Annotated in this window: 19 protein-coding genes; 11 read left to right on the top strand and 8 right to left on the bottom strand. The window is 58.7% G+C overall.

Annotated features, from left to right (window positions below):
• Positions 1 to 10: 10 nt before the first annotated feature.
• Positions 11 to 2626 carry a DNA mismatch repair protein MutS gene (gene mutS, locus ACR3EG_RS19650; protein WP_480498218.1) on the bottom strand — a complete coding sequence of 872 codons (2616 nt, stop codon included), beginning with the start codon at positions 2624 to 2626 and terminating at the stop codon, positions 11 to 13.
• A gap of 161 nt (positions 2627 to 2787) precedes the next feature.
• Between mutS and ACR3EG_RS19645 the strand changes: the two genes are divergently transcribed.
• Together ACR3EG_RS19645 and ACR3EG_RS19640 are read left to right on the top strand one after the other, a co-directional pair.
• The gene (locus ACR3EG_RS19645; protein ID WP_480498095.1) at positions 2788 to 5052 is read left to right on the top strand and encodes an NADP-dependent malic enzyme; all 2265 of its coding nucleotides are present in this window, start codon (positions 2788 to 2790) and stop codon (positions 5050 to 5052) included.
• Positions 5049 to 5918, top strand: a complete 870-nt coding sequence (locus ACR3EG_RS19640) for a ribokinase (RefSeq protein WP_480498096.1) — start codon at positions 5049 to 5051, stop codon at positions 5916 to 5918. Before ACR3EG_RS19645 ends, ACR3EG_RS19640 begins: the two co-directional genes overlap by 4 nt.
• Here the strand turns inward: ACR3EG_RS19640 and msrA are convergent.
• The 5 genes from msrA to ACR3EG_RS19615 all read right to left on the bottom strand — a co-directional run bounded on the left by msrA (position 5915) and on the right by ACR3EG_RS19615 (position 10549).
• A complete protein-coding gene (gene msrA, locus ACR3EG_RS19635) occupies positions 5915 to 6586 on the bottom strand; it encodes a peptide-methionine (S)-S-oxide reductase MsrA (protein ID WP_209195965.1) in 672 nt (223 codons plus the stop codon). The two genes, ACR3EG_RS19640 and msrA, sit on opposite strands and share 4 nt — an antisense overlap.
• An 88-nt stretch (positions 6587 to 6674) precedes the next feature.
• A complete protein-coding gene (locus ACR3EG_RS19630; RefSeq protein ID WP_170355627.1) occupies positions 6675 to 6956 on the bottom strand; it encodes an SCP2 sterol-binding domain-containing protein in 282 nt (93 codons plus the stop codon).
• A 114-nt stretch (positions 6957 to 7070) separates the two neighbouring features.
• A complete protein-coding gene (locus ACR3EG_RS19625; protein ID WP_480498099.1) occupies positions 7071 to 8114 on the bottom strand; it encodes a M48 family metallopeptidase in 1044 nt (347 codons plus the stop codon).
• A 3-nt stretch (positions 8115 to 8117) separates the two neighbouring features.
• The gene (locus ACR3EG_RS19620; protein ID WP_480498101.1) at positions 8118 to 9185 is read right to left on the bottom strand and encodes a YjgN family protein; all 1068 of its coding nucleotides are present in this window, start codon (positions 9183 to 9185) and stop codon (positions 8118 to 8120) included.
• A gap of 140 nt (positions 9186 to 9325) precedes the next feature.
• Positions 9326 to 10549: an argininosuccinate synthase gene (locus tag ACR3EG_RS19615; protein WP_480498103.1), complete on the bottom strand. Its 1224-nt coding sequence runs from the start codon at positions 10547 to 10549 to the stop codon at positions 9326 to 9328.
• Positions 10550 to 10823: 274 nt separating this feature from the next.
• Between ACR3EG_RS19615 and ACR3EG_RS19610 the strand changes: the two genes are divergently transcribed.
• From ACR3EG_RS19610 to ACR3EG_RS19600, 3 genes are all read left to right on the top strand, one after another.
• On the top strand, positions 10824 to 11465 hold the full coding sequence (locus tag ACR3EG_RS19610) for a hypothetical protein (RefSeq protein ID WP_480498105.1): 642 nt from the start codon (positions 10824 to 10826) through the stop codon (positions 11463 to 11465).
• A 57-nt stretch (positions 11466 to 11522) separates the two neighbouring features.
• Positions 11523 to 12749 carry a threonine ammonia-lyase IlvA gene (ilvA, locus tag ACR3EG_RS19605; RefSeq protein WP_480498107.1) on the top strand — a complete coding sequence of 409 codons (1227 nt, stop codon included), beginning with the start codon at positions 11523 to 11525 and terminating at the stop codon, positions 12747 to 12749.
• Positions 12750 to 12830: 81 nt separating this feature from the next.
• Positions 12831 to 13709, top strand: a complete 879-nt coding sequence (locus ACR3EG_RS19600; RefSeq protein WP_480498108.1) for a hypothetical protein — start codon at positions 12831 to 12833, stop codon at positions 13707 to 13709.
• 2 nt (positions 13710 to 13711) lie between these two features.
• Here ACR3EG_RS19600 and ACR3EG_RS19595 read toward each other — a convergent pair whose 3' ends face one another.
• Positions 13712 to 14038, bottom strand: a complete 327-nt coding sequence (locus ACR3EG_RS19595) for an Hpt domain-containing protein (protein WP_480498110.1) — start codon at positions 14036 to 14038, stop codon at positions 13712 to 13714.
• A gap of 154 nt (positions 14039 to 14192) precedes the next feature.
• Between ACR3EG_RS19595 and ACR3EG_RS19590 the strand changes: the two genes are divergently transcribed.
• On the top strand, positions 14193 to 15464 hold the full coding sequence (locus ACR3EG_RS19590) for a PP2C family protein-serine/threonine phosphatase (protein WP_209195952.1): 1272 nt from the start codon (positions 14193 to 14195) through the stop codon (positions 15462 to 15464).
• Here the strand turns inward: ACR3EG_RS19590 and ACR3EG_RS19585 are convergent.
• Positions 15461 to 15904 (bottom strand): NUDIX hydrolase, encoded by a 444-nt coding sequence (locus tag ACR3EG_RS19585; protein WP_480498112.1) that lies wholly within the window; start codon positions 15902 to 15904, stop codon positions 15461 to 15463. The genes ACR3EG_RS19590 and ACR3EG_RS19585 overlap by 4 nt on opposite strands.
• Positions 15905 to 15980: 76 nt before the next feature.
• Here ACR3EG_RS19585 and hslO point away from each other — a divergent pair, with 76 nt between their 5' ends.
• The 5 genes from hslO (at position 15981) to ACR3EG_RS19560 (ending at position 22557) form a co-directional block, all read left to right on the top strand.
• The gene (hslO, locus tag ACR3EG_RS19580) at positions 15981 to 16958 is read left to right on the top strand and encodes an Hsp33 family molecular chaperone HslO (protein ID WP_480498114.1); all 978 of its coding nucleotides are present in this window, start codon (positions 15981 to 15983) and stop codon (positions 16956 to 16958) included.
• The gene (locus ACR3EG_RS19575; protein WP_480498116.1) at positions 16948 to 17547 is read left to right on the top strand and encodes a CoA pyrophosphatase; all 600 of its coding nucleotides are present in this window, start codon (positions 16948 to 16950) and stop codon (positions 17545 to 17547) included. Before hslO ends, ACR3EG_RS19575 begins: the two co-directional genes overlap by 11 nt.
• Entirely contained in the window at positions 17544 to 18698 is a 1155-nt protein-coding gene (locus tag ACR3EG_RS19570) for a CCA tRNA nucleotidyltransferase (protein ID WP_480498118.1), read from the top strand. The genes ACR3EG_RS19575 and ACR3EG_RS19570 overlap by 4 nt, the downstream gene beginning before the upstream one ends.
• 191 nt (positions 18699 to 18889) lie before the next feature.
• Complete coding sequence (locus tag ACR3EG_RS19565; protein ID WP_480498120.1) at positions 18890 to 20728, top strand: ABC transporter ATP-binding protein; 1839 nt, start codon at positions 18890 to 18892, stop codon at positions 20726 to 20728.
• Complete coding sequence (locus ACR3EG_RS19560; RefSeq protein ID WP_480498121.1) at positions 20725 to 22557, top strand: ABC transporter ATP-binding protein; 1833 nt, start codon at positions 20725 to 20727, stop codon at positions 22555 to 22557. Before ACR3EG_RS19565 ends, ACR3EG_RS19560 begins: the two co-directional genes overlap by 4 nt.
• The last annotated feature ends 23 nt before the right edge of the window (positions 22558 to 22580 follow it).

The following is a 22580-nucleotide window of genomic DNA, read 5'->3' as shown; positions in this document are numbered from 1 at the left end:
GAAGGGGCGGTCAGGATTTGGCCGCCTCTTTCAGTTTGTAGATAAGGTCGAGCGCCGCGCGCGGGGTCAGCTCATCCGGCAGGATGTCGCCCAGCATATCCGTGACCGGTGAAGCCTTGGGCGCGGGCGGCGGAGGCGGCGGCGCGGCGGAAAACAGGGGCAGGTCGTCGATCAACGCCTTTTGCTTGCCACCTTCGCGTTCGGTTTTCTCCAGCTGGTCCAGAACGACGCGCGCGCGGTCGACCACGGAGGCGGGCAGCCCGGCCAGCTGCGCTACCTGAACGCCGTAGGAGCGGTCGGCGGCGCCTTTGTGAACCTCGTGCAGGAAGATGACCTCGCCTTCCCATTCCTTGACGGCGACGGTGGCATTATCGACGCCTTCCAGTTTGCCCGCCAGCGCGGTCAGCTCGTGGTAATGGGTGGCAAACAGCGCGCGGCATTGGTTGGCGGCATGCAGATGTTCCAGCGTGGCCCAGGCGATGGAGAGGCCGTCATAGGTGGCGGTACCGCGCCCGATTTCGTCCAGAATAACCAGCGCGCGGTCGTCGGCCTGATTAAGAATGGCGGCAGTTTCGACCATCTCGACCATAAAGGTCGAACGGCCACGTGCCAGATCGTCTGAGGCTCCGACCCGGCTGAACAATTGGCTGACCACGCCGATGTGGGCCTGTTCGGCGGGGACATAGCTGCCCATTTGCGCCAGTAGGGCGATCAGGGCGTTCTGGCGCAGGAAGGTTGATTTACCGGCCATGTTGGGACCGGTCAGCAGCCAGATCGCGGCCCCCTGATCGGCGCTCAGGTCACAATCATTGGCGATGAACGCATCGCCCGATTGCTGGCGTAGCGCGTGCTCCACGACCGGATGACGACCGCCTTGCACGTTGAACGCGCGCGAGCTGTCGACCTGTGGGCGGCACCAGTTCTCACCCCGCGCCAGATCGGCCAGCGCAGTGGTCAGGTCCAGCTCGGCCAGCCCACGCGCGGCTTGGTTGAGGCGGGCGGCAAGGGCCAGAATATCGCCAGAAAGCCTTTGATAGAGCCGCTTTTCAATCTCAAGCGCCAGATTTCCGGCGTTTAGGATGCGGGTTTCGATCTCGGACAGTTCCACCGTGGTGAACCGCACCTGATTGGCGGTGGTTTGGCGATGGATATAGGTCTCACTAAACGGCGGGTTCAGCATTTTCTCGGCATGGGTGGCCGTGGTTTCGATGAAATAGCCCAGCACGTTGTTGTGCTTGATCTTCAACGACGTGATGCCGGTGTGCTCTGCGTATTTCTGCTGGAACCCGGCGATGACGGAGCGGCCTTCGTCGCGCAGCGTTCGGGCCTCGTCCAGTTCGGCGTCAAAACCAGGGGCGATGAAACCGCCGTCGCGGGCCAGAAGGGGCGGCTCTGCGACCAAAGCCTCGTCTAGAAGGTTCAGCAGATCGTCGAACCCCACGAGGTTCTGCAACGCGTTCGAGAGCAGAACGGGCAGATCCTGCGCCTTGCAGATTTCGGCAATCGCGGCGGCTTGGGTCAGGCCGTTGCGGATCGCGGCCAGATCCCGGGGGCCGCCGCGTTCCAGTGACAGGCGCGACAGGGCGCGGTCCAGATCGGGGGTTTTGCGCAGGGCTTCGCGCAGGTCCGAGGCGATCAGGCTGTCCTTAGCGGCAAAACTCACGGCATCCAACCGCGCGTGGATCACGTCCAGATTGCGGGACGGGCTGGAGAGGCGCTGTTCCAGCAGACGTGCGCCGCCCGGTGTCACGGTGCGGTCAACCACCGACAGCAGCGATCCGGCGCGGCCGCCTGACAAAGACCGGGTCAGTTCTAGATTACGGCGCGTGGCGGCGTCGATCTGCACCACGCGGTCTTCGAATTCCTTCAGCGGTGTTTGCAGCAGGGGCAGTTTGCCCTTCTGCGTGATCTCAAGATAGTCGATCAGCGCGCCCATGGCCGACACTTCGGCGCGGCCAAAAGAGCCGAACGCATCCAAAGCGCCCACGTGAAACAGCCCGCAGATGCGTTTTTCCGCCGCCGTGCTGTCGAAACTGGCGCGTCCGATGGGCGTGAGCGAAGTCCCAAGATCCCGCACCGTCTCGTTCAGCGCCTGTTCCATCCCGTCGCCCACGATTAACTCGGACGGGGCCAGCCGCGCCAGTTCGGGGCTGAGCCGCACGGATGTCAAAGGCATCACGTGAAACGCTCCAGTGGAAATGTCAGCCCATGCCAGCGCGGCCTCATCCCGAACCTCGGCATAGGAGGCCAAAAAGTTGTGACGGCGGGCTTCAAGCAGGGCGTCCTCGGTCAGTGTGCCGGGGGTGACCAGACGCACAACATCGCGCCGAACCACCGATTTAGAGCCTCTTTTCTTCGCTTCAGCCGGGCTTTCCATCTGCTCGCACACGGCCACGCGAAAGCCTTTGCGGATCAACGTCAGCAGATACCCTTCGGCCGCATGGACGGGCACACCGCACATGGGGATGTCTTCGCCATTGTGCTTGCCGCGTTTGGTCAAGGCGATGTCCAGCGCTTCGGCGGCGTTCACCGCATCCTCGAAAAACATCTCGTAGAAATCGCCCATGCGGTAGAACAGCAGGGCGTCTGAATGGGTCTCTTTGATCTCAAGATATTGCGCCATCATCGGCGTGACTGTGGACAAAAGCGGCCCCCTTCTGGCGTCTTCCGGTCGCGACCTTACAAATCCCCCAACCGTGACGAAAGGTGAAAACGTATTGTCGTTGAGGCGCAGCCCCGCCTGCGTTATGACGCATAAGCCCCGAAGTCATGGAAACGACCTGTAAGATGCCCAAAACGAAGATCACCAAAGAAGAGGCGCTGGCCTTTCACCTGGACCCCACCCCCGGCAAGTGGGAGGTGCAAGCCACCGTTCCCATGACCACGCAGCGCGATTTGTCGCTGGCCTATAGCCCCGGCGTCGCGGTCCCTTGTGAAGCCATCGCCGAAGCGCCCGAGACGGCGTATGACTATACCAACAAGGGTAATCTGGTGGCTGTGATCTCGAACGGGACGGCGGTTCTGGGTCTTGGCAATTTGGGCGCTCTGGGGTCGAAACCGGTGATGGAGGGCAAATCCGTCCTGTTCAAACGGTTCGCCGATGTGAACTCGATCGATATTGAGCTGGACACCGAAGACCCGGATGAATTCTGTCGGGCTGTGCGCCTGATGGGGCCGACGTTCGGCGGCATCAACCTTGAGGACATCAAGGCGCCCGAGTGTTTCATCATCGAACAGCGCCTGAAGGAAGAGATGGATATCCCCGTCTTCCACGACGATCAGCACGGCACGGCAGTGATCTGCGCGGCGGGCCTGCTGAATGCGCTGCATATTTCAGGCAAGAAGATTGAGGATGTGAAGATCGTTCTGAACGGCGCGGGGGCCGCGGGGATTGCCTGTATCGAGCTGCTCAAATCGATGGGTGCAAAGCATGACAATTGCATCGTCTGCGACACCAAGGGCGTGATCTATCAGGGCCGGACCGAGGGCATGAACCAGTGGAAATCGGCCCACGCGATCACCACCGACCTGCGCACGCTGGAAGAGGCGATGAACGGTGCCGACGTTTTCCTGGGCGTGTCGGTCAAGGGGGCGGTGACGCAGGAAATGGTCGCCAGCATGGCCGATAATCCGGTCATCTTTGCCATGGCGAACCCTGACCCTGAGATCACGCCGGAAGAGGCGCATGAAGTCCGCGTGGATGCCATCGTCGCCACGGGCCGCAGCGATTACCCCAATCAGGTGAACAACGTTCTGGGCTTTCCCTACCTGTTCCGGGGCGCGCTGGATATCCACGCCCGCGCCATCAATGACGAGATGAAGATCGCCTGCGCCCACGCGCTGGCCAATCTTGCGCGTGAGGATGTGCCGGATGAGGTCGCCATGGCCTATGGCAAATCGCTGACATTTGGTCGCGACTACATCATCCCAACGCCATTTGATCCGCGTTTGATTCACCGTATTCCTCCGGCGGTTGCAAAGGCCGGGATGGATACCGGGGTTGCGCGCCGTCCGATCATCGACATGGACGCCTATGAGCTGAGCCTGAAATCCCGCATGGATCCGACGGCCAGCATTCTGCGCGGTCTGAACGCCCGTGCGCGTCAGGCGCAAAGCCGGATGATCTTTGCCGAGGGCGACGACCCCCGCGTGTTGCGCGCTGCGGTGACTTATCAGCGCTCGGGCTTTGGCAAGGCGCTGGTTGTGGGTCGCCAGGATGACGTCAAGCAAAAGCTGGAAGAGGCTGGGTTGGGCGATGCTGTGCGCGAGATTGAGGTGGTGAATGCCGCCAATACCATGCACCTCGATACCTATACCGATTTTCTGTATAAACGCCTGCAGCGTAAAGGCTTCGACAACAAAGATGTCTACCGTCTGGCGGCGCGTGACCGCCACGTGTTTTCCTCGCTGATGCTGGCCCATGGCCATGCGGATGGTCTGGTGACTGGGGCCACGCGTAAATCAGCGCACGTACTGGACCGTATCAACCATGTGTTCGATGCTGACGCCGCTCATGGCGCGGCGGGGGTAACGGCGCTTTTGTATAAGGGGCGGATCGTGCTGATCGGCGATACTTTGGTGCATGAGTGGCCGGATGAGAATGATCTGGCCAATATCGCCGAACGCTCGGCAGCTGTAGCGCGTCATATGGGGCTTGAACCACGCGTGGCCTTCGTCAGCTTCTCGACGTTTGGGTATCCGGTATCGGAACGTGCTGAAAAGATGCATCGCGCCCCGGCCGTTCTGGATCAGCGCGGCGTGGATTTCGAGTATGAGGGCGAGATGACCGTCGATGTGGCGTTGAACGTGGATCAGCAAGCGGCTTATCCGTTCCAGCGTCTGACGGGTCCGGCCAATATCCTGATTGTGCCTGCGCGGCACTCGGCCTCGATCTCGACCAAGCTGATGCAAGAGATGGGCGGCGCGACCGTGATTGGCCCGATCCTGTCGGGTGTCGATAAGCCGATCCAGATCTGCTCGACCGTCTCGACCGCGAATGACATCCTGAACATGGCCATTCTGGCCTCGTGCGACATTTCGGGTAAACCATGACGATCTGGAACCTCGGTTCGATCAATGCGGATATGATCTATGACGTGCCGCATCTGCCCGGACCGGGGGAAACGCTCTCGGCCAGCCGTCTGGACCGGTTTCTGGGCGGCAAGGGTGCGAATACGTCAGTGGCCGCGGCCCGAGCCGGGGCGCGGATTGCGCATATCGGGGCCGTTGGGTTCGACGGGCTTTGGGCACGGGATCGGCTGACCGAATATGGCGTCGATACTCGCCATATCGCGCAGGCGGATGTGCCGACGGGTCATGCGATCATCGCTGTGGATGCCGAGGGTGAAAACAATATCATCCTGTTTCAGGGCTCGAACCATGCGATTTCACAGGATCAACTGGGGCAAGCGCTGTCATCCGCGTCGCAAGGCGATCTGTTGGTGATGCAGAACGAAACCAATCTGCAGGTTGAGGCGGCGAAGATGGGCCGTGAAATGGGTCTGACCGTTTGCTATGCGGCAGCACCGTTTCAGGCAGAGTCCGTTCAGGCCGTGCTGCCATATCTGGATTTCCTGATCCTCAATGCGGTCGAGGCCGAGCAGTTGCACGAGGCCACTGGTCAATCTGTAACGGACCTTCAGATTGAGCATGTGATTGTCACATTGGGGGCCGAAGGCGCGCGGTATTATCATCGCGGAGAGGCCTCGGACTTCCCGGCCTATAAGGTACAGGCTGTGGATACCACCGGAGCAGGCGACACCTTTACCGGCTATGTTCTAGCGGGGATGGATCGCGGAATGCCGATGGCGCAGGCGATTTCACAAGCAAATCGTGCCGCGGCCCTGATGGTCACGCGGCACGGTACGGCGGATGTGATCCCTGACCTCAAAGAGGTCAGGGAAGCGCGGTTTGATTAAGACCCGGCAAAAGGTGCGTCGCCACCCCAAAGCTGTTTGACGCGGGCGTCGCGGCCACAGGCGTTGCGATAAGCCTTATAGGCATTCTTCTGACGCTTGGGTCCGAAGCGGGTGAAGACCAGCTTGTCGCCTTTGTAGTAATCCTGATGGTATTCATCCGCCGGATAGAATGCGCCTTCCTGCAGGATGGGCGTTACAACCGTCTGCCCCAAAGCGCGCTGGGCGTCGGCCTTTGCAGCCTCGGCCACGGCCTTTTCGCCGGCGCCGGATACGAAAATCGCCGTGCGATAGCTGTTTCCACGATCGCAGAACTGACCGCCGGCATCCGTTGGATCGACCGAACGGAAAAACATGTTCAGCAGGGTTTCACGGGAAACGCGAGCCGGGTCGAACGTGATCTGGACGGCCTCATAATGGCCGGTGCCGCCCTTGGACACCTGATCATATGTGGGGTTGGCAGCTTTGCCGCCGGTAAAACCCGAAACCGCTTCGATCACACCGGGGACGGATTCGAAATCGGATTCGACGCACCAGAAACACCCTCCGGCAACGGTCAGGGTCTCGGTTCCTGCTGCGGGCGCGGGGGCGGCACGCAGCAAGGCCGCGATCGTAATCAAAGCAAAAAGAAGCGTCGGTTTGACGTAGTCGAGATAAGCGATGCGTGTCATGGCAGGTCTCCTTCTGATAGAAACTTGCCTTCTCTTTTTGATCCGTGCAATCGCCTGACATCGTTTGTCACGCGCTGGTGAGACGAGTTTATCCCAGCAATTGCCCCAGCTTCATCGCAACGCCCATGTTTCCCGAAATCTTGAGCTTACCCAGAGCAACACCCGTCATCGGGTTTAATTTGCCCGTGAGCAGTTTGGTCAGGTTGCTTTGCGAGATTTTGATGGTGCAGTCCGTATCCTGATCCTGTGTCGTGGCCTGATTGTCGGCCAGAACAATCACGCCATCGGAACCGCAATCGAATTTGAGAGAGCCCTCAAAGCTCTTGCCTGCGAGGTTCTTTTGAATTCCGTCCGCGATCTCTTGCAACATGATATCCTCATTCCCTGTTCGCGGGACCGTAAAGAGCCAATGGGTTTATCCGCAAGCTTGACCAAAGGACAACTTACGTAACGGTGAAGAAAGCTCTGACCCTAGGCACAACGGCTAGTGGCGGTGGTTCAACTCTCTGAGGTTTTCCTGCCGTTCCTGGAACCCCGGATGGGTGCTGAACCAATCGGTACCGTGATCTCCGAACTCGGTATTGAGAATATCGAAAAACTCGGACAACCCATTTGGGTCAAAGCCTGACCGGGCGGCCAGATCGACCCCGTATCGGTCAGCAGACAATTCATGCTGGCGCGAGTAGGACAGGGACAAGATCAGATTGCCCTCTAGCAGAACCTCTTCAAGGACGGGGCCAGTATCCCCGGCCATCATTCCGATCAGGACAAATGTCCCAAGCGACCGATACAGCTGGGTCAAACCGTGCTGTTCAGCGACATGCCCGATTTCATGACCCAGCACACCTGCCATCGCGTCCACCGAGATCAGCTTTACCAGCTTATCGGTCACGACGATGGTTCCGTTGGGCAAGGCAAACGCGTTTGGGCCAATTCCTGGCAGGCGCCTAAATTGCAGATCGTAGGCAAAGTCTTGCGCCTCGGGTCCCATGGTGGTCAGAAGACGGTCGAAACTGTTCTGAACCTGTTCCTGTTGGTCCGGACTCAGGGTGGTGGGTTTCGCCAGCACTTTGTCTATTGCTTGCAAGGTGCTGGCATCGATGGCCGATACAAGCGGCGGTGGCGTCATCCAGACAGCCAGTGCGACCAGCATGGTCAGGCCATATTTCCATACACCCCAGGCGGCAAACAGACAGGTGATCGAGACCAGAATAAGCCGAGGGTGAAAGCGTTCGGTATTGTGCAGCCAGGATCCACTGCTATCGGAAATCAAGTGTTCCAGCGCGGCATGTCTGGTGGTCAGAAACAGGGTGCCATCTGGAAAATTCACCCTGCGTTCGGTCGACCCCACGCGGGACTCGATATCCAGCTCATCCGGGGCGCAGCGTGTTTGTATCTGCCCGTCTCCGTCGATCAACCAGACGGTATTGGATCCAACAGCCAGACGCGCATGGATTTCGCGTGAGCTGAGTGGTGGATAGGCGCGCCCTTCAACGGGCGCGCTGATATTATCGGGCAGATCTTGCAACGGTCAGACCGCGATACCGATGTCAAAGCCTTCGATGTCACCATAGGCATCACCAATGGCACTGACATTGGCCGTGACACCTCCGACGAATTCGTCCAGCGAACCCGAGGGGATAAAGGTGGTGTGATCGGCCAGATACCGCGCCCGGCGAACATGCGCCCATGGCAACATCAGACCAAGGGTCACAGCAATGACGACCGCATTTGAAACAGAAATCCACAGCAGGCGCAGTGCGTTCACATCCGAATGGAACCTGTGACCGTCGCCTAGAATGGCGTAGTTGTAAACCGTATTGCGCACCATGGCGCGATAGATGATCGAGGCCGGGACAAAGACCGCGAAAAGAAGCAACAAGATCAGGATAACGTCGATCGCGGCGGCCACGTCCTCGGGGTTGTCGTTGATCGAGGCTAGAGCTTCTACGAAATTCATGTTTACGCCAACCACTGCAATCGCAACGACGATGGTTCCCAAACCCCAAGCCATCGCCGCCAGTGCGGCCTTGTAAAACGGTCCGACGGGGCTGTCGAAGGACATTGCGGTTGCACCAAATTTGTGACCGTTCACGTGAAACCTCTGGACGGATCGCGTGACAAATGGCCATGTCGTATAGAGTGTCAGCGCGGCGATGATCGGGTACAGGAAGTAATTGGCCGCCGCCGATCCCCATGTGCCTTGAAAGTCGAACCGGACATTTGACCAGCTGGAGACACGTGCCTGAAACCGCAGTGAGCGGACCAGCAAATATGGGATCACGAAGATCAGCCCCAATATCAACACAAGGTTCACAATCGGGATTGCGCCGAGAACGGAGTAAATCACGATACCCGCAACGACGATAATTCGTCCGAACAGAATCTGAAGGCCGGTTGCGTGATAGTCAAAGCTGCGTCCCGCCACATAGGTGTTTTGATAAAAGTATTTCTTGGTCCGAACCTTTGCCCACGCGCTGTAGATTCCGAACGTGACAAGTGACAATAGCAAGTTGACGATCCAGATCCCGAAATACTCGCTGGCCGAGCCTCGGAACTCGAATTCGTTTGGGGTGCCTTGTGGGTGATTAGCCTGCATTTCAGCCTCAAAAGAATGGATAGAAAAAGGGCCGATCCCACAAGGGAACCGACCCGCTTTGTCTGAACATTCAAAAAGGCGATTATACGGCAGAGTTGCGACCGCGAAGCCCTATTCAACCTTTTGGTGCAGCGTTGCCGCTATTTCAGGCGCTTGTCGCGTGCGGCCAGCAGTTTCAATCGCAGCGCGTTCAGCTGAATAAAGCCCGCCGCGTCTGTCTGATCATAAGCACCGGCATCTTCCTCAAACGTCACATGCGCTTCGGAATACAGCGAGTGATCCGACCAGCGGCCCACGGTCGAGGCCAGACCTTTGTACAGTTTCACGCGGACGGTGCCGGTGACATGTTCCTGGCTCTTGTCGATGGCGGCCTGCAGCATATCACGCTCGGGTGAGTACCAGAAGCCGTTATAAATCAGCTCGGCATATTGCGGCATCAGCTGGTCTTTCAGGTGCATCGCGCCGCGGTCCATGGTGATGGATTCGATACCACGGTGAGCCTCCAGCAGGATGGTGCCGCCCGGCGTTTCATAGATGCCGCGCGATTTCATACCAACGAACCGGCCTTCGACCAGGTCCAGACGGCCAATGCCGTGCTTGCCGCCATATTCGTTCAGCTTGGTCAGGATGGTTGCGGGGCTCATCGCCTCGCCATTGATGCTGACCGCGTCGCCTTTTTCAAAACCGATTTCGATGAATTCGGGCTGATCAGGCGCATCCTCGGGATGGACGGTGCGCTGATAGACATAGTCGGGCGCCATATCGGCGGGGTCTTCCAGAACCTTGCCCTCGGACGAGGTGTGCAGCAGGTTCGCATCCACCGAGAACGGAGCCTCACCGCGTTTGTCCTTGGCAATCGGAATCTGGTTCTGCTCAGCAAATTCCAACAGCTTGGTGCGGCTGGTCAGGTCCCATTCACGCCAGGGGGCAATGACCTTGATATCAGGGTTCAGCGCATAGGCGGCCAGTTCGAACCGCACCTGATCGTTGCCCTTGCCGGTCGCGCCATGCGCCACGGCGTCGGCCCCGGTTTCGGCCGCAATCTCGACCAGACGTTTCGAGATCAGAGGCCGCGCGATGGACGTGCCCAGCAGATACAGCCCTTCATATACCGCATTGGCGCGGAACATGGGGAAGACGAAGTCACGCACGAATTCCTCGCGGATGTCTTCGATATAGATGTTCTCGGGCTTGATCCCCAGCAGCTCGGCCTTTTGGCGGGCCGGTTCCAGTTCCTCACCCTGACCCAGATCAGCGGTGAAGGTGACGACCTCACAGCCATACTCGGTCTGCAACCATTTCAGAATGATCGAGGTATCAAGGCCACCGGAATAGGCCAGAACAACTTTCTTGGGCGCGGACATCTGAACTTCCCCTTATGCGTAGAACGCTTGGCCCCTAACGGGTTTTGAAAGCGGGGGCAAGTTATCTGCGTTGACGGGGCGCGGGATTTGCGGTGAAACGGACGGAATGAGAACAAGGATTGGTTGAAGGGAAAGACTTTTGAACTTGGGTTGGAAGATTTTTGCGCACGCCGTAGCAATGGTTCTCGGAAACGTGCCAGCCGTCATTCGTATATTCTGGGCGCCCACTGTACTAAGCATCGCTGTCATAGGGTCATTTTTTTATTTGTCCGGCATGAGCGATTACCTAGTTTGGGGTGAGACCGTAAATGTTCCCAAAGAAAACCTCCCGAATTTCTTTTTTGTGTGGTTCGTTTTGATCTGGATCGTAACAGCCATTATAGGGGCTTGGGGTGTTACCACTTGGCACCGATACATTCTACTGGAAGAGTTTGCTTCGGGTTACATTCCCCGGTTCGACATAAAGCTGGCAGTCGGGTACGTCCTTAGATTATTTTTGCTGAGCGTTTTATTCTTGGCGATTATGGTCCCTGTCGGTTTCGTACTTTTAAGCGTCGCCCAAGCCATCTGGCCCGTCGCGCTGGTAGGCTTGGTTGTCGTGTTGGTTTTGCTCGGGGTTGCGTTCTTGCGATGGTCACTTATTTTGCCGGCATTCGCCGTCGGTAAATCAATGGGCTTGTCAGAAGGTTGGGACGCTTGGTCGCGAGTTCGGAGCCCGGGAAAGACCGCATTGGGCCTGATTTTCTTCTACATCATGTTTCAGTTGATCGTGAGTTCTGCAATCAACCTGCTTCAGTTCATTCCGCCTATTCACGGCATTTTATCGATAGTCTTTCAGGTCTTCGTTGCAATTCTGAACATCAGTCTCCTGACGACCGTGTATGGGTACGTTGTGGAAAAACGCGAACTCCTCTGACCCCGTACACATATGTATTCCTTGCTCTTTTAGTCAGGATAGGCCACTGAGCGGGGCATGAGTGATTTCATGACCCGCGCCCGCGCCGCCGAACAGGCGATGCGCTCTGTTTTTCCGGCAACGCCGCTACAGCGCAATGCCCATCTGTCTGATCGTTATGGTGCGGATATCTGGCTGAAACGCGAAGATCTCAGCCCGGTGCGGTCGTATAAAATTCGCGGCGCGTTCAACGCGATGCGCAAGCAGCAGGGACAAGACCTGTTCGTCTGCGCCAGCGCGGGCAATCACGCGCAGGGCGTGGCCTATATGTGCAAACATCTGGATGTGCGCGGCGTGATCTTCATGCCGGTGACAACGCCGCAGCAAAAAATCCAGAAAACCCGCATCTTCGGCGGCGACAATATCGAGATTCACCTGACCGGCGACTATTTTGACGACACACTGGCCGCCGCGCAGGCATGGTGCGCCGATCAGGGTGGGCATTTCCTGTCGCCCTTTGATGATGAGGACGTGATCGAGGGGCAGGCCTCACTGGCGGTTGAGATCGAAGAACAGCTGGGCCATCTGCCCGACCACGTGATCCTGCCGGTTGGCGGGGGCGGTATGTCCTCGGGCGTGGCGACGTGGTTCGGGGATCGCACTCATTGCCTGTTTGTTGAACCCAAAGGCGGGGCCTGCCTGCATGCGGCGATGGCGGCGGGGCATCCGGTGGCGCTGGATCATGTGGACAATTTCGTCGATGGGGCGGCGGTGGGCAAAATCGGCGCGAAACCCTTTGCGCTGCTCAAGGATCGCCACCTGTCCGACGTGCATGTCCTGTCCGAGGACCGCATCTGTACCACCATGATCGAGATGCTAAATGTCGAGGGCATCGTGCTGGAACCCGCCGGTGCGCTGGCGATCGAGGCGCTGGGCGATATCCAGAGTTTTATCCGCGGCAAGACTGTGGTCTGTGTGACATCCGGTGGGAATTTCGATTTCGAACGCCTGCCCGAGGTCAAAGAACGGGCGCAGCGCTATTCGGGTGTGAAAAAGTATTTCATCCTGCGCTTGCCGCAGCGTCCCGGCGCGTTGAAGGAATTTCTGAGTATCCTTGGCCCCGAGGATGACATCGCCCGGTTTGAATACATGAAAAAATCGGCGCGCAATTTCGGCTCGGTCCTGATCGGGATCGAAACCCGCAAGCCCGAAAATTTCGCCCGCTTGTTTGCGCATTTGGACGAAGCCGGATTCACCTATACCGACATCACCGAAGACGAAACGCTTGCACAATTCGTGATCTGACGGCGCATTTGTCGACCGACTTGTTTGCACTTGGAAATTCGCCTAGGCACGAGCGAGCGAACAAGACTGGAAAGTGCACAGATGAAGCCGCTTGCAGCAGTGACCATGGTATGGCGCGACTATTGGTATCTTGAAAAATGGGTCGCCTACTACTCGGCCCAGCTTGGGCCCGAGAACGTCTATATTCTGTCGCACGGAGCTGATCCTGAAATCGATCGGATCGGCGAGGGCTGCAATGTGATTGCGATTTTGCGCGATGGTTTGCACCAAACGTTTGAATATGCCCGCTGGCGAATGCTGTCGGATTTTTCAGCCATGCTGACTCAGTTCTACAGCCGAGTGATCGTTTCGGATTGTGATGAAGTGCTGCTGACCGCCGATGGATCGGGCTTGCTAGACTATGAATTCGCATTTGATGAAAACACCGCTGGCGCTGTCGGATTCAATTTGGTCACTTTGCAGGACGATGATGAAGATTCGTTGTTCAAAGGTGACAAGTTCAGTCTTTTCGAGGTTCCCTATTCGAAACCTTGTATCGTCCAGCGCCGAGCCGCTTTTGGAACGGGCGGGCATGGTGTGACAAACGACACATTCCGCCTGCTGCCGGGTCTGCTCAATCTGCACTTTCATTATGGTAATCTGCAAGAGTTGCATCGACGCCAAGAAGAAAGATCGCCGCTTGTGGACCAGTCCATGGCGGACGGCGTCAAGATCGCCAGCACACCAGGGCAATCGGTCGGTATCGTGGGCTGGCGTCGGCGCTCACGCCGTTTCCGTCGTCTTGTAAAAGAGCTTGCACGCACACAGGAATTGCCGATGGAAGAATGTGTCGAACTAAGCCGACAAGAGGCCACCCGAACGCTAAAGACAATGGCCGACGGATATTTCACCCACGACCGGGCGCTTGAGGTAACTTTGCGGAAATTCCGTTTTCCCGAGGGCTTTCCGATCAAACTGTAAGGCTACGAGATCTTCCCCAGATCAGACTTGAATTCCGCAGCTGATGCCTCATACACCTGAACGATACTATCGAGGTCTACAGACTTGCTGTTCCCCTGTGCGGAATGCCTTTCACCGTCTTGGCACAGCTTTGCCAATGATTGGAATCCCAGGCTGAGTGCGCTGCCTTTCAGAAAATGCAGGTTTTGGTCAAAACTAACCCGATGGGTGTCGGCGCGAAGGCGGCCAATTACCTCTTGTACTTCATCAAGAAAAATATTCACCACTTCGTCAAACTCGCTTGCGCCGACCTCATCCCTAAGCTGTTTGACTCTGGCCCAGTCGATCATGCCGCAAGCTCCGCAATAACTGTTGTCTGCTTGCTTAGCCCGCCCAAGGTAAACGTTGGGTTAAGAGGGTTCAGTATTGCCTTTCACCGGTTGTTAAACCGCTGCGCTATAGGTTGAGCAGAATTAGGTAGGCGACCCATCGCAGAGGACTCACGTGGCAGAGGTCAGTCGCAAAGACATCAGGTCAGAGCTGGATTTTGGAGCGATCCAAAAGGTGCTTGTCGTTGATGACAGCCGCCTGCAACGACGCATTCTTGTGGCGTCTCTGAAGAAATGGGGGTTCGAAGTTTTCGAGGCCGACAATGGTGAAGCGGCCATCGAGATCTGCGCAAACACACCGCCTGATCTGGTGCTCAGCGACTGGGTCATGCCGGGGATGAGTGGGTTGGAATTTTGTCGGGCCTTCCGCGCGTTGGACTGCGACCAGTACAGCTATTTCATTCTGTTGACATCAAAAAGCGAAAAGCAGGAAGTGGCGCGCGGTCTGGATGCGGGGGCCGACGACTTCCTGATCAAACCGCTTGAGGCGGATGAACTGCGCGCGCGCATTTCGGCGGGCGCCCGAATTCTGGATATGCAGCGTGAATTGTCCGAGAAAAACCGTATGATCGAAACCGCGCTGGAAGAGTTGCGCGTGGCGCATGACGCCATCGACAAGGATCTGATGCAGGCGCGCAAGATTCAGGAATCTCTGGTGCCGGAACTAACCAGAGAATTCGGCAAGTCGCGGGTCAGTTTGTTGTTGAAACCTTGCGGGCATATCGGCGGCGACCTGGTCGGTATGTTTTCGCCCGGCGTGAACCGGCTGGGATTTTACAGCATTGATGTCTCGGGCCACGGTATAACCTCGGCCATGATGACGGCGCGGTTGGGGGGGTATCTGTCCAGCAACCACTTTGATCAGAACGTGGCGATGGAAAAGCGATTTGACAAATTCTATGCGTTGCTGCCGCCGGAACAGGTGGCCGAGATGTTGAATTCTCGACTAATGGCGGATGCGGGTGTCGAAGAATATTTCACGATGGTTTACGCGATTGTCGATTTGCGCAACGGGCATCTTAAGATGGTTCAGGCTGGGCATCCCCATCCGCTAATGCTGCGGGCCGACGGAACCACCGAGTTTCTGGGCGAAGGCGGTTTGCCAATCGGCCTGCTGCCGGATGTCAAATTCCAGCGTACTGAGACCTATATGCAGCCGGGCGACAAACTGCTGCTGTATTCTGATGGCTTCACCGAATGCAGTATTGCTGATGGTGGCTTGCTTGAGGAAGAGGGGTTGCGAGACTTGGCGCTGAACTGCGTGCCCGAGCGATGTGGGACAGAGTTTCTGGATGATATGTTCTGGCGGCTGACACAGAAGATGGTGCCCAACACCGGAATGGACGACGATGTGTCCGCAGTTTTCTTTGAATACAGCGGAACCTAAAGGCCCTGTAAATGTAGCTTGGCGAAGTGGCGGTCGCCCGCATTGCCTAACATCCGCGCAGCGTCCGCGCAGTCCATCCATAGCGCCTCGTGAAACGGCTCGGTCGGGGGACCGATGCGGCGCACGGGTCGGGCGCGGTAGATCAGGCAGACCTTCTCGGCCCAGAGGTCGTATTCGGGCATGAAGGTAAAGCGCCGAAACGCGCCTACGCGACGCGGGGCAGCGATCAGCCAGCCGGTTTCCTCGAAGACTTCGCGATGCAGGGCGGTGATCGGTGATTCGCCCGGATCAATACCGCCTCCGGGCAGTTGCAGATCGGGGCCGGGCTGCAACTGGCAGGTCAGCAACAGGCTGCCGCTGCGCGGTAACAGAGCATAAACTCCGACACGTCTGATGTATTTCTGCCCTGATTGCGGGGTTTCACCGAACCGCCTGATCATGTATGGCCCCTTACAACCCGAAAACTTCGACCTATATGCTGGCGGTATGCCAATCTGTGGCGTGTAAGGAAACCCCATGTCTCTTGGAACCAAAATCGCGTGGGACGACACCGTCCTGCCTTTTCAACTTGATCTGTCGGATATGCGCGGCCGCGTCGCGCGGCTGGACGGGGTGTTGGATGGCATCCTGAAACAGCATGATTACCCCGAAAAGGTCGAGGCTCTGGTGGCCGAGATGGCCCTGCTGACCGCGCTGATCGGCCAGACCGTTGGGCTGCGCTGGAAGCTGTCTTTGCAGGTGCAGTCCAAGGGTGCGGTGCGCATGATTGCCACTGACTACTACGCTCCCACGCAAGACGGCGAACCGGCCCGCATCCGTGCCTATGCCAGTTTCGACCGTGATAAGCTGACCGATGCCGCCCCCTTTGATCAGGTGGGTGAGGGGTATTTTGCCATCCTCATCGACCAGGGTGAGGGAACGCAGCCGTATCAGGGCATCACGCCGCTGGCGGGCGGTTCGCTCAGCGCCTGTGCCGAGGCGTATTTCGCGCAATCCGAACAGTTGCCGACGCGGTTCTCGCTCAGCTTTGGTAAATCGACTGAGCCGGGCGTCGGTGAACACTGGCGCGCGGGCGGGATCATGTTGCAGCACATGCCCAAAGCCTCGCCCTTTGCCGCATCGGGTGAGGGCAGCGGTGAGATTTTGACGGCCAATGATCTTGTCGACGGCGACGAAGGTGAAAACTGGGGCCGCGTGAACATCCTGCTGGATACGGTCGAAGATCTCGAGCTGATCGGCCCCTCGATCGCACCCACCGACCTGCTGATCCGCCTGTTTCACGAGGAACAGCCGCGTGTCTATGACGCGCAGCCGGTGCAATTCGGCTGCACCTGTTCCGAGGATCGCGTGCGTCAAAGCCTGTCGATCTACTCGGCGCGCGATATCGAAAAGATGACCACGCCCGAAGGTGACGTGACCGCAGATTGCCAGTTCTGCGGCGCGCATTACGTACTTGATCCGGCCTCTGTCGGTTTTGATGCGGATGAGGCCTGATCCCACCGAACAGCTGCGGGCGGCGCTGCGCCGCCCCGGTCCGGGGTCCAGCGATTTCGACCTGAACCCCGACACGGTGCTGCCCGAGGGGCGCAAACTGCGTCCGGCCGGTGTGCTGGTTCCGATCTCGATCGCAAGCAATGAGCCGCGCCTGATCCTGACGAAACGGTCCTCGGCGCTGAAACATCATCCGGGCCAGATCGCCTTTCCCGGCGGCAAACAAGACGAAGGCGACGCGGATGTGACCGCAGCCGCCCTGCGTGAGGCGCAGGAGGAAATCGGCCTGCCCAGCGACGTGCCGCAGGTTTTGGGCCATCTGCCGCCGCACGAAACCGTCACCGCGTTCACTGTGACGCCGGTTGTGGCAATCCTGCGAGACCCGTTCCCGATCACCCCCGAACCGGGCGAGGTTGACGAGGTGTTCTCGGTTCCTCTGACACATGTGCTTGATCCGGCGAATTATGTTGTTGAATCGCGCCGCTGGGGTGGCCACAAACGGTATTATTATGCAGTGCCGTTCGGTCCTTATTATATCTGGGGCGCGACGGCCCGGATGTTGCGGGGATTGGCCGCGCGGATGAACGAATGACACAAATCTCGGACGGTTGGGTCGCGGACCCAGCAACCCAAAAATTGTGCGCAGCACTGACGGATGCCGGGGCGCAGGCGCTTTTTGTAGGTGGTTGCGTGCGCAATGCGCTGTTGAAGGCACCGGTTTCGGATATCGACATCGCAACGGATGCGCGCCCCGAACGGGTGATGGAGCTTACACAGGCCGCGGGCCTCAAGGCCATTCCCACCGGGATCGAACATGGCACTGTCACCGTGGTCAGCCACGGCGTCCCGCATGAGATCACCACCTTTCGCCGTGATGTAGAGACAGACGGTCGCCGCGCCGTTGTAGCCTTTGCCGACACAATCGAAGAAGACGCCGCGCGGCGTGACTTCACCATGAACGCGCTATACGCCCGGCCCGATGGCACCGTTTTGGACCCGCTTAACGGCTTGCCGGACCTGCAGGCGCGGCGGGTGCGCTTCATCGGCGCCGCCGAAAACCGCATTCGCGAGGACTACCTGCGCTCGCTGCGCTTTTTCCGGTTTCATGCATGGTACGGCGATATGGAAGCGGGTTTCGACGCGGATGCACTGGCCGCGATTGCTGCCAATCTGGACGGGTTGTCCGGCTTGTCCCGCGAACGAGTCGGGGCCGAGATGTTGAAGTTGCTTGGCGCGCCTGACCCTGCGCCCTCGGTCGCGGCGATGCGGCAGGCGGGGGTGTTGGCGCAGGTGCTGCCGGGGGCTGAGGATCGCGCGCTTGCCCCACTGGTCGCGTTGGAGGAACAGGCCGGGGCCACGCCTGACCCGATCCGCCGCCTGGCTTCCATAGCAACGCCCGAGATCGCCAAAACCCTGCGTCTAAGCAAGGCGCAGCTGCAACGCCTGACCCGGATGCGCGATGAGGCAATGGCTGCCACCAGCATTGCCGAGCTGGGCTTTCGCTATGGCGAAGAGGGCGGGATGCACGAAACCCTGCTGCGTTGCGCCTTGCTGGAACAGCCTTGGTCCGAGGCGATGCGCCAAGACCTGCGCGCCGGGGCGGCCGCCGATTTCCCCGTTCAGGCGACTGATCTGATCCCCGATTTCACCGGTCCCGCGCTGGGCAAGAAGCTGGCCGAGCTTGAGGCCCGCTGGATCGCATCCGGCTTTGCCCTGACCCGAAGTGATCTGCTGGGTGGGTAGGCGAGGTCTCAAAAAGGGATGACAAGTCGAAAGGTTTGTGGTTACGTGCGGCTGTCACATGAATGGAGGGATGCGAATGTATTACGGGATCTGGTTCGGCTAAAGCCGGAACACTTTGACCCGTAGGGGTGGTGTTCTGGCGCCATCTGTCTTCGCATGACCTGTTATCTGCTCAATCTGGAGCATCCTCCATGTTTCGCTATTTCGAAAACCTTGTTGACCCTTTTGTCGCCTATCAGGAAACCAACACACCACCCACACGGCTGTGGCCGTTCATGTTGGAATACACGCGACCGTTTTATCGGCTGTTCTTTTGGGCTGCGCTGATCTCGATCATCGTGGCCGGTGTCGAAGTCGGGCTGATCTACTATATGGGCCGCGTTGTTGACCTGCTGTCCGGATCTCCGGCCGAGGTTTGGCAGGCCCACGGCACCGAGTTGATCCTGATGGCCGTCTTCGTGTTGCTGCTGCGCCCGCTGCTGCACGTGGTGGACGTACTTTTACTAAACAACGCGATTTTGCCCAATATAGGCACTATTTTTCGTTGGCGCGCGCACAAGCATGTGCTGCGTCAGTCCGTGGGCTGGTTCGAGAATGATTTCGCGGGCCGGATCGCCAACCGCATCATGCAGACGCCCCCGGCAGCGGGTGAGGCGGTGTTTCAGGTCTTTGACGCAATCTCGTTCTCGCTGGCCTATCTGGTTGGTGCTGCGATCCTGTTGATGGCAGCTGATCCGCGTTTGCTTTTGCCGCTGCTGATCTGGTTTGCGCTCTACGCGATACTCGTGCGTTGGACGGTGGCGCGTGTTGGCCCTGCGTCGCAGGCGGCCTCTGATGCGCGCTCGGCTGTCACAGGGCGAGTTGTGGACAGCTATACCAACATCCATTCGGTCAAGATGTTTGCCCATGACGCGCAGGAACTCGACTATGCCCGCGAAGCCATCGAGGAAACCCGCCGTACCTTCCAGATCGAGATGCGGATTTTCACCATAATGGATGCGGTTTTGGTCACGTTGAACGGGCTGCTGATCGTGGGCGTTGTCGGTTGGGCGATTGCGCTGTGGATGCAGGGCAGTGCCTCGGTTGGGGTGGTAGCGGCGGCGACCGCTTTGACCCTGCGGTTGAATGCGATGACTGGTTGGATCATGTGGGCGCTGACCAGTTTCTTTCGCCAGCTTGGCGTCGTGGCCGAGGGGATGGAGACCATTGCTCGACCCATTGACCTGCTGGATGCGCCGGGTGCTCAACCCTTGCAGCTCAGCAACGGTCAGATCGACATCCGGGATCTGTCGCACCACTACGGGCGCAAAACCGGGGGGCTGGACCACATCAACCTGACGATCCAGCCGGGCGAAAAGATCGGCCTCATCGGGCGGTCCGGCGCTGGAAAATCGACCCTGGTAAAACTACTTTTGCGGTTTTACGACGTCGAACAAGGGGCGATTCTGATCGACGGTCAGAACATCGCGCAGGTCACGCAGGACAGTTTGCGCAGCCATATCGGCATGGTGCAACAGGACAGCGCGCTGCTGCATCGCTCGGTCCGGGACAATATCCTTTATGGCCGTCCCGACGCGACCGAAGAGCAGATGATCGCTGCCGCCAAACAGGCCGAAGCGCATGAGTTCATTCTGGATCTGCAAGATCCGCAGGGGCGCACCGGCTATGATGCGCATGTGGGTGAACGCGGTGTCAAACTGTCGGGCGGGCAGCGGCAGCGGGTGACGCTGGCACGGGTCATTCTGAAAAACGCACCGATTTTGCTGTTGGATGAGGCGACCTCTGCCCTAGATTCCGAGGTCGAGGCCTCAATTCAGGACACGCTTTACGGCATGATGCAGGGAAAAACCGTGATCGCCATCGCCCACCGGCTCAGCACGATTGCTCAGATGGACCGCATCCTGGTCATGGACGGTGGCCGGATCGTCGAGCAGGGTGCTCATGCGGAACTGCTGGCCAGCGGGGGGCTTTACGCGCAGTTCTGGGCGCGGCAATCTGGCGGCTTTCTGAACCCCGAGGCTGCGGAATGAAGCTCGCCGACCTGATCAACCCGTTCAAAAACACCGAAACGCCCCCGCCGCAAACGCTGGGGGCGTTCATCCGCTGGTGCCTGTCGGGCGCGTGGCCGATGATCTTTGTGGCCGCAGCCTTTTCGGCCACCGCCGGCGCGATGGAGGCAGGCACGGCTTGGATGCTGGGTCTGGTGATCGACCTGACCGCGGAAAACGGGCCCGAGGGCATTCTGAGCGGTCCCGCGCTGTGGACAATCTTAGGGGTGGCGGCGTTTTTTATGCTGCTGCGCCCGGTGTTTTTCGGGCTGTCGGCCTTTTCGAACAACTACATCGTCATGCCCAACATTCCGCCGCTGGTACTGGCCAAGCTGAACCGCTGGACGCTGGGCCAGTCTGTCACCTATTTCGACGACGATTTCGCAGGTCGGATCGCGCAGAAACAGATGCAGACCTCGAACGCGCTGGCCTCGGTTGTGTCGGAAACGATCAGCGCGATTGTCTTTGCACTGGCCTCACTTCTGGGCTCTTTGCTTTTGTTAGGGTCTATTCATCCGCTGGTGATCCTGCCTTTTGCCGCGTGGCTGGTGGTCTATTTCCTGCTGATCCGCTGGTATCTGCCGCGCATCCGCGTGCGGTCGGCGGCACGGGCCGGGGCGCGGGCGATGGTGTCGGGGCAGGTGGTCGATACAATCACCAATATCAAAACCGTGAAACTCTTTGCCCATTCCGTGTTCGAGGATCAGGCCGCGCGAAACGCGATGGTCGATCTGCGGGAAAAGATGCTGGCTTTTGGCAAGCTGTCGGCCAGTTTCCGGCTGATCCTGATGGTACTGGCCGGGGTTCTGCCGGTTCTGTTGTTGGGCGTCACGTTGATGCTGTGGCGCAACGGGATTGCGACTGCGGGGGATATCGTGGCGGCGGGTGCGGTCTCGATCCGCATTTCGCAGATGACCGGCTGGGTCAGTTTCACGCTGATGGGCCTTTATGCCAATGTGGGTGAGGTCGAGAACGGCATGAACACTCTGGCCAGGCGCGACCGGGTCGAGGATGCGCAAGACGCGACCGCCCTGCGCGTGCCCGAAGGCCGGATCGCCTTTGACCATGTCAGCTTTGCCTATGGCCGGGACGTGGGCGGTGTATCGGATGTGGATATGACCGTTCACGCGGGCGAGAAACTGGGCATTGTCGGCGCATCCGGCGCGGGTAAATCGACCTTGGTTTCGCTGCTGCTCAGGCTCTATGATGGGGAAAAAGGCGCGATTTTGATTGATGGGCAGGATATCAGTCAGGTCACGCAGGACAGCCTGCGCAGTCAGATCGGCATGGTCACGCAGGAAACTGCGATGTTCAACCGGTCCGCGCGCGAGAACATCCTCTATGGCCGTCCCGACGCCTCCGAGGAGGACATGATCGCAGCCGCTCAAAAAGCCGAAGCGCATGAGTTCATCCTGTCCCTGCAGGACGCCCATGGCCGCACGGGATATGACGCGCATCTGGGTGAGCGGGGGGTGAAATTGTCGGGCGGGCAACGGCAGAGGATCGCTCTGGCCCGCGCCATCCTCAAGGACGCGCCGATTCTGGTGCTGGATGAGGCGACGTCGGCATTGGATTCCGAGGTCGAGGCGTCAATCCAAACCGCGCTGCACCGGGTGATGCAGGGCAAGACCGTGCTGGCGATTGCGCACCGCTTGTCCACGCTCAGCGAGATGGACCGGATCGTGGTTCTGGATCAGGGCCGGATCGTGGAAACCGGCACCCATGAGGCGCTGTTGGAGCAAGGCGGTCTCTATGCCCGGTTCTGGCATCGTCAGTCCGGCGGGTTCATTCAGGCTGAGGCGGCAGAATAAGGCGCCAAAGGGCTTTTGTTGCG

The sequence above is a fragment of the Ruegeria sp. AM7 genome (genome assembly GCF_056535965.1).
Note: the sequence above shows the minus strand (reverse complement) of the source record. Positions and strands in the feature narration are given on the sequence as shown.

Excerpts from the sequence above, each read along its gene's own strand:
- mutS (WP_480498218.1), bottom strand. The coding sequence starts at position 2,626 with ATGATGGCGCAATATCTTGAGATCAAAGAGACCCATTCAGACGCCCTG.
- ACR3EG_RS19645 (WP_480498095.1), top strand. The coding sequence starts at position 2,788 with ATGCCCAAAACGAAGATCACCAAAGAAGAGGCGCTGGCCTTTCACCTG.
- ACR3EG_RS19640 (WP_480498096.1), top strand. The coding sequence starts at position 5,049 with ATGACGATCTGGAACCTCGGTTCGATCAATGCGGATATGATCTATGAC.
- msrA (WP_209195965.1), bottom strand. The coding sequence starts at position 6,586 with ATGACACGCATCGCTTATCTCGACTACGTCAAACCGACGCTTCTTTTT.
- ACR3EG_RS19630 (WP_170355627.1), bottom strand. The coding sequence starts at position 6,956 with ATGTTGCAAGAGATCGCGGACGGAATTCAAAAGAACCTCGCAGGCAAG.
- ACR3EG_RS19620 (WP_480498101.1), bottom strand. The coding sequence starts at position 9,185 with ATGCAGGCTAATCACCCACAAGGCACCCCAAACGAATTCGAGTTCCGA.
- ACR3EG_RS19615 (WP_480498103.1), bottom strand. The coding sequence starts at position 10,549 with ATGTCCGCGCCCAAGAAAGTTGTTCTGGCCTATTCCGGTGGCCTTGAT.
- ACR3EG_RS19610 (WP_480498105.1), top strand. The coding sequence starts at position 10,824 with ATGAGCGATTACCTAGTTTGGGGTGAGACCGTAAATGTTCCCAAAGAA.
- ilvA (WP_480498107.1), top strand. The coding sequence starts at position 11,523 with ATGAGTGATTTCATGACCCGCGCCCGCGCCGCCGAACAGGCGATGCGC.
- ACR3EG_RS19600 (WP_480498108.1), top strand. The coding sequence starts at position 12,831 with ATGAAGCCGCTTGCAGCAGTGACCATGGTATGGCGCGACTATTGGTAT.
- ACR3EG_RS19595 (WP_480498110.1), bottom strand. The coding sequence starts at position 14,038 with ATGATCGACTGGGCCAGAGTCAAACAGCTTAGGGATGAGGTCGGCGCA.
- ACR3EG_RS19585 (WP_480498112.1), bottom strand. The coding sequence starts at position 15,904 with ATGATCAGGCGGTTCGGTGAAACCCCGCAATCAGGGCAGAAATACATC.
- hslO (WP_480498114.1), top strand. The coding sequence starts at position 15,981 with ATGTCTCTTGGAACCAAAATCGCGTGGGACGACACCGTCCTGCCTTTT.
- ACR3EG_RS19575 (WP_480498116.1), top strand. The coding sequence starts at position 16,948 with ATGAGGCCTGATCCCACCGAACAGCTGCGGGCGGCGCTGCGCCGCCCC.
- ACR3EG_RS19570 (WP_480498118.1), top strand. The coding sequence starts at position 17,544 with ATGACACAAATCTCGGACGGTTGGGTCGCGGACCCAGCAACCCAAAAA.
- ACR3EG_RS19565 (WP_480498120.1), top strand. The coding sequence starts at position 18,890 with ATGTTTCGCTATTTCGAAAACCTTGTTGACCCTTTTGTCGCCTATCAG.
- ACR3EG_RS19560 (WP_480498121.1), top strand. The coding sequence starts at position 20,725 with ATGAAGCTCGCCGACCTGATCAACCCGTTCAAAAACACCGAAACGCCC.